We start from the raw sequence: 5582 nt of genomic DNA on the forward strand, positions 1-5582 counted from the left end.
CCTTAAACCTAACTTTAACGTTAGGATGAATATCAAAGCAACACAGCAGGAGATTGGTGAATGCAAACGATATTGGGTGCAAGTGGGCAAATTGGCCGTGAGCTGGCATTAAGCCTAAAACGAGACTTTACGAGCGACATCCGATTGGTGAGCCGCAATCCACATCGAGTCAACGAGACGGATCAACTGGTAAAAGCGGACTTGCTCGACGCGAAACAAACATCAGATGCCGTAAAAGGTTCTAGTATCGTTTACCTTACTGCAGGGCTACCAATGGATACCCAACTGTGGGTGGAACAGTGGCCAACAATGATGCGTAATGTCAGCGCCGCATGTAAAACTCATCAAGCAAAGCTTGTTTACTTTGATAATACCTACATGTACCCGCAAACGGATACGCCTCAACAAGAAGATGCACCATTTCAGCCCAATGGAGAAAAAGGTCGAATTCGTGCGGTCATTACTGACATGCTGCTAGAATCGATGAATAAAGGAGAAATCGAAGCCGTTATCTGTCGTGCTCCGGAGTTTTACGGCCCGGGGAAAACGCAAAGCATCACTAATTCCGCCATTATCGATAATCTACTTAACAAAAAGAGCGCAAAAGTGTTTTTACGTGATGACACCAAACGCAGCTTAATTTATACGCCAGACGCAAGCCGAGCGATGGCGCTAATTGGGAATACGCCCGATGCTTACGGACAAACTTGGCATTTGCCTTGCGATGATCGTCGACTGACGTATCGGGAGTTTATCGCTGTTGCAGCAAAGGTTTTTAACGTTCAACCGAAATACAAAGTCATCAAGCGCTGGCAATTGTGGCTAGCTGGGCGATTTAATCAAACCATTCGAGATGCAGCCGAGCTTTTGCCTCGCTACGAATCTGACAACCTTTTTGTTTCGGATAAGTTTCAGACTCGTTTTCCAGATTTTCAAATCACCACATTCGAACAAGGCTTGACCACAATTCAACAAGAAAAAGCCAATGACCAGAAACCTCTTTAAGCAGGCATTGATAGGAGCTTTTTGATGAAAGATAACACACCGGCATCATCCCCAGGTCGTTGGATCATATACGGAGCCAATGGTTATACAGGCGAGCTGATTGCGAGAGAGGCCGTAAAACGGGGTCACCACCCAATCCTTGCTGGTAGAAGTTTAGAGAAAGTACAAAGCCTAGCGGCTGAACTAGGGCTGCAAAGTCTTGCTTTTTCTCTTGAGGATAAAAGCAGCGCGGTCCAACATATTTCGGGTTCATCACTGGTATTAAACTGCGCAGGCCCCTTTTCTTCGACGGCAAAACCGATGATGAAAGCGTGCCTAGATGCAGGCACACATTATCTCGATATTACAGGTGAGATCTCTGTGTTTGAGTTTGCACAAACGCTGCAATCACAAGCAAAGGAAGCTGGTGTCGTATTGTGCTCCGGTGTTGGATTTGATGTTATTCCAACGGATTGCATTGCAGCCACATTGAAAGCTGCGCTACCAGATGCAACACACTTGTCTCTCGGTTTTGACTCTCGCTCTGGTTTTTCTCCGGGCACGGCGAAAACGTCTGTCGAAGGTTTGGCTCAAGGCGGTAAAGTGCGGCTTAACGGAAAAATCACCACCGTTCCGCTAGCGTATAAAGTTCGCAACATTGATTTTGGTGACGGCGAAAAACTTGCGATGACCATTCCGTGGGGCGATGTTTCAACCGCCTATTACACCACGGGGATTGAGAATATTGATGTTTTTATTCCCGGATCGCCAAACATGATAAAAAACGCTAAACGAGCGAATTGGGTTCGCCCCCTTCTCGGCATAACCTGGGTACAAAACCTCATAAAAAGCCGTATTGAAAGAACCGTAAAAGGACCGAATGAGGAGCAAAGAAACCAATTACCCACATATGTGTGGGGTAAAGCAAGCAACAAACTCGGACAAAGCAAAACAGCACGAGTACAAACGGCCAATGGCTACAGCTTAACCGTAACGGGATCTCTGGCGATTGTAGAACACCTACTACATACAAAGCCTGAAGCCGGTGTATACACACCCTCTAAGCTCATGGGCTCCAGTTTTGTGTCGCAGCTTCCCGGTTCTAGTGACATAACCATTGAAGAGTAAACAAAAAGGCACCAATCGGTGCCTTCTGCATTAACAGGGGTTGAGGCCATCACAACTCGTGTTCGGTACGAGCGATGATGTCATCCTGCGCGTCTGGTGACAGCGCGGTAAAGAAGGCTGAATAGCCCGCGACTCGCACGACAAGGTCACGATATTGTTCTGGGTTCTTTTTCGCCGCCAGCAAGGTTTCACGAGAAACGATGTTGTACTGTACGTGCCAACCTTTGTGGTGATTAAAGAAGGTGCGAATCAGCATCGATAGCTTGAGCTTATCCCCTTCTGAAGCAACAGCCGCTGGGCTTAACTTCTGGTTAAGCAGCACGCCACCTAGGATTTTATTGGCTTGAATTTTACCGACTGAGTTATACACCGCCGTTGGTCCCAAACGGTCAGAGCCCGATGCTGGACTTGCGCCTTCCGCCAGTGGCGTTTTCGCTTTTCGACCATCTGGTGTTGCCATCGTGGATGCGCCAAATGGCACGTTGGCAGAGATGCTCGATGTTCCCGCGTAGTAGCCACCACCAATTGGTCCGCGCCCATGACGTGTATTGACAAATTGCGCCAACTCATCGATATAAACTTGGTAAGCATCAGCCAGCAGTTGGTCGACATAATCGTCGTCATTGCCGTATTTTGGCGCGAAGTTGATTAAGCGTTGGCGAAGTTGTTCGTTCTCAATACCATCGAAGTCTTCTTCCAATGCTTTTGCCAATTCCGTTTGGCTGATTTGTGCTTCTTCAAACACCAAATGTTTGATCGCCGCCAAACTGTTACCCAAATTGGCGATACCCACTTGCAGGCCAGATACCCAATCGTATTTCGCTCCGCCTTCTTTTACTGTTTTACCACGCGCCAAACAGTCATCCACCAGCGATGAGCAGAAAATATCTTGCGCTTGCTGTTCAAGCACGCTGTCGACTACGGTATCGATCTCAATCGATTTACGTGTGTAGTAGCGAATTTGCTCCGCCCAAGAGGCTGTGACTTGATCAAAACTCTCGAAGTTGCCTTTTGCTAGCGACTTATCATGCGGCAAGAAGGCTTTGCCCGTCGTTGCATCCACACCTTCGTTAAGCGCAGCCAGTAAAATACGCGCAAAGTTGATGAAGCTCATGCCCGTGCAACGGTAACCCCATTTGCCTGGAACAGCGGTTTCAATACAGCCAATAGACGCGTAGTTGTAAGCGTCTGCTTTCTCGACGCCTAGCTTGATGAATTCTGGAATGACGATTTCATCGTTGTTGAATGCAGGCATACCGAATCCGCATTTGATCACTTCAATACAGCCCATCAAGAACTCTTGATTCAGACCTTCATGATAGCGAACACTCAAGTTCGGTTGCGTGGAACGTAGCTGACCACAAGACTCTAAAATCGCCCAAGATAGCGGATTTACGGCGTCTTCAGGTTCTCCATTCTCATTCAGCTTTTGTCCACCGATACAGACGTTTTGATACAACGGAGAACCTGCCGACGCTTTTGAGTGCGCACCAGAGCGAATCTTGTTTACTTCAAGCAATTTCAACCAACAGCTTTGCAATAGCTCAAGGGCAAACGCTTTGTTCATCGCACCACTTTCAAGACCACGCACGTAGTAGTCGTTTAGGAACTGGTCCATCCGACCGAATGAAACAGAGTGGCCATTCGATTCAATTTGCAACATCAACTGCACAAAATAGCTCAGTTGCAGAGCTTGCCAGAAGTTGGTTGGCGCATGGAAAGCCACATGACGACAGTTTTTTGCGATTGTCTTCAGTTCCGCTTTCCTCTCTGGTCGAGTTTCGTTTTGTGCCATTTCCAGAGCGAGATCGGCGTAACTTACCATGTGCTCCTGAATCGCAAGCAAGACAATTTCGACGGACTTATAAAACTGCTCTTTCTTCAACCCTTCATACGTCGACATGTCGTTATTAGCGCGATGCTGACGAACCTCATCCAGCAGACCGTTCATACCGATCTTCAGGATTTTTTCGTTATCCACCGCAAGGTGCGCGTCGCCCGAAGTCATGTTGCCCTCGGCTTTAATGATGGTGCTGGCTAGGATCTCTTGTTGCTCGTCGGTAAAAAGTCCATAACAGCGATCTTGAACCGTTTTACCGCGCCAGTATGGCGTAATAGCGTGAATGCTTTGTTTGTCTTCTTCACTTACCGCAAAACCAGCCCCAGGTCGTTCGGCCAGTTCGTCGATTTCCGCTTCAATCCAACGCACCGTGTATTCAGGGAAGATCGGCGCAGCGCGTACTTTGCTCGCTTGGTTGCCTACAATCAGCTCGTCGTGCTTAATCCAAATGGTGCGAGTGCGTAAGTGCTCTTGTAACGCCAACGCTCGTTGCACAATCACAGGTTTGTCTTCATTTGCCTGATACGCTCGAGTATAAGCCTCTGCGCGCTCAGTACAGATAGGCGGCGTTACGATGTTGACCAGTGCCGATTTGTGGGCTTTGATTCGCTCTGGAAGGGTATGTAGGTCCATGGTTAACCTCTAACAATCACGTTAAGTTGAGTATGTTCGCTTGCGTATTGCATTGCGTTTTCTAGCAGTTCTGGATTATTTAATGGTTTGTCAGAACACTCGTAAGGCATATCGAGCAAACGGTATTTATTGATGCCGAGGGTGTGATACGGCAGCAAGTGAAGTTCTTGACAGCTTTCTAAAGAAGCAGCGAAATCAATGATCGCTTTGAGCTCATCAATGGTGTCATTGAAGCCCGGCACAACAGGAATACGAATCACAATGCGTTTCGCAATTGGTGCCAATTTTCTAAAATTGTCTTTGATGCGTTTTAACGATCCCTTCGCCCAGCAGAGAAACTTTTCTTCGTCGGTGTGTTTAAGATCCGCTAACCAGCAATCAATATACGGCGCGACTTTTTCTACGTTTTTCCACGGTACATGCATGCAAGACTCCACCGCCGTAGACACATGGTTTTGATGCAAACGTTCGGCAAGTTCTGCCACAAGACTTGGCTGCATCAGCGGCTCGCCACCAGAAAATGTCACGCCACCTTGGCTTTGATCGTAGAAAGGCTTGTCTTTCATCAACACTTCAAACAGGTCGTCCGATTTCGCCGCTTCTCCACATATGCTGAGCGCTTGTGTTGGACATACGTTTCGCAGCGCTATGATCTGCGCTTCGCTCATGGCTTTTCGATTGATGATGATTTGATCGTCAATGCGTCGGATACCATCGCTCGCCATGTCGCCGTTTACGGTTTGTTTATAAGCCGATATACAAAGCTGGCAGTCCGCCATACAACTGCGCTCATCAAACAGCAGAGAGTGCTTTTCACTGCGGCTTTCTGGGTTTTGGCACCAAGGACAGGACAGACTGCATCCCTTCAGAAACAGAATGGTGCGAATACCATCACCATCGTGGGTCGAGAACCTCTGAATATTGAAATACATTGCTGTCCGCCTCATGGTTTGCTCGTCTACTTTTCACGCTTTTCTTTTGCTGAAAGCTTCATTTG

4 protein-coding genes are annotated in these 5582 nt (G+C 47.7%); 2 read left to right on the forward strand and 2 right to left on the reverse strand.

Annotation, left to right across the window (positions count from 1 at the left end; genetic code table 11):
• The first annotated feature begins 60 nt into the window (after window positions 1-60).
• Window positions 61-1005, forward strand: coding sequence for an SDR family oxidoreductase (locus tag CAG69_RS09825; RefSeq protein ID WP_161443965.1), 945 nt, complete (start codon window positions 61-63; stop codon window positions 1003-1005).
• Between the two features lie 24 nt (window positions 1006-1029).
• On the forward strand, window positions 1030-2112 hold the full coding sequence (locus CAG69_RS09830) for a saccharopine dehydrogenase family protein (protein ID WP_161443967.1): 1083 nt from the start codon (window positions 1030-1032) through the stop codon (window positions 2110-2112).
• A gap of 49 nt (window positions 2113-2161) precedes the next feature.
• On the opposite strand, the gene CAG69_RS09835 is transcribed toward CAG69_RS09830, so the two are convergent.
• Both CAG69_RS09835 and CAG69_RS09840 read right to left on the reverse strand, forming a co-directional pair.
• On the reverse strand, window positions 2162-4585 hold the full coding sequence (locus tag CAG69_RS09835; RefSeq protein WP_161443969.1) for a formate C-acetyltransferase/glycerol dehydratase family glycyl radical enzyme: 2424 nt from the start codon (window positions 4583-4585) through the stop codon (window positions 2162-2164).
• Between the two features lie 2 nt (window positions 4586-4587).
• Window positions 4588-5517: a glycyl-radical enzyme activating protein gene (locus CAG69_RS09840; protein ID WP_029801982.1), complete on the reverse strand. Its 930-nt coding sequence runs from the start codon at window positions 5515-5517 to the stop codon at window positions 4588-4590.
• Between the last annotated feature and the right edge of the window lie 65 nt (window positions 5518-5582).

Origin of the sequence: Vibrio sp. V43_P6S15P86, from assembly GCF_009904725.1 — a bacterium.
GTDB classification, from domain to species: domain Bacteria; phylum Pseudomonadota; class Gammaproteobacteria; order Enterobacterales; family Vibrionaceae; genus Vibrio; species Vibrio diabolicus.

Bases quoted from the DNA above. Each gene is read 5' to 3' on its own strand.
- CAG69_RS09825 (WP_161443965.1), top strand. From the start codon at position 61: ATGCAAACGATATTGGGTGCAAGTGGGCAAATTGGCCGTGAGCTGGCA.
- CAG69_RS09830 (WP_161443967.1), top strand. From the start codon at position 1,030: ATGAAAGATAACACACCGGCATCATCCCCAGGTCGTTGGATCATATAC.
- CAG69_RS09835 (WP_161443969.1), bottom strand. From the start codon at position 4,585: ATGGACCTACATACCCTTCCAGAGCGAATCAAAGCCCACAAATCGGCA.
- CAG69_RS09840 (WP_029801982.1), bottom strand. From the start codon at position 5,517: ATGTATTTCAATATTCAGAGGTTCTCGACCCACGATGGTGATGGTATT.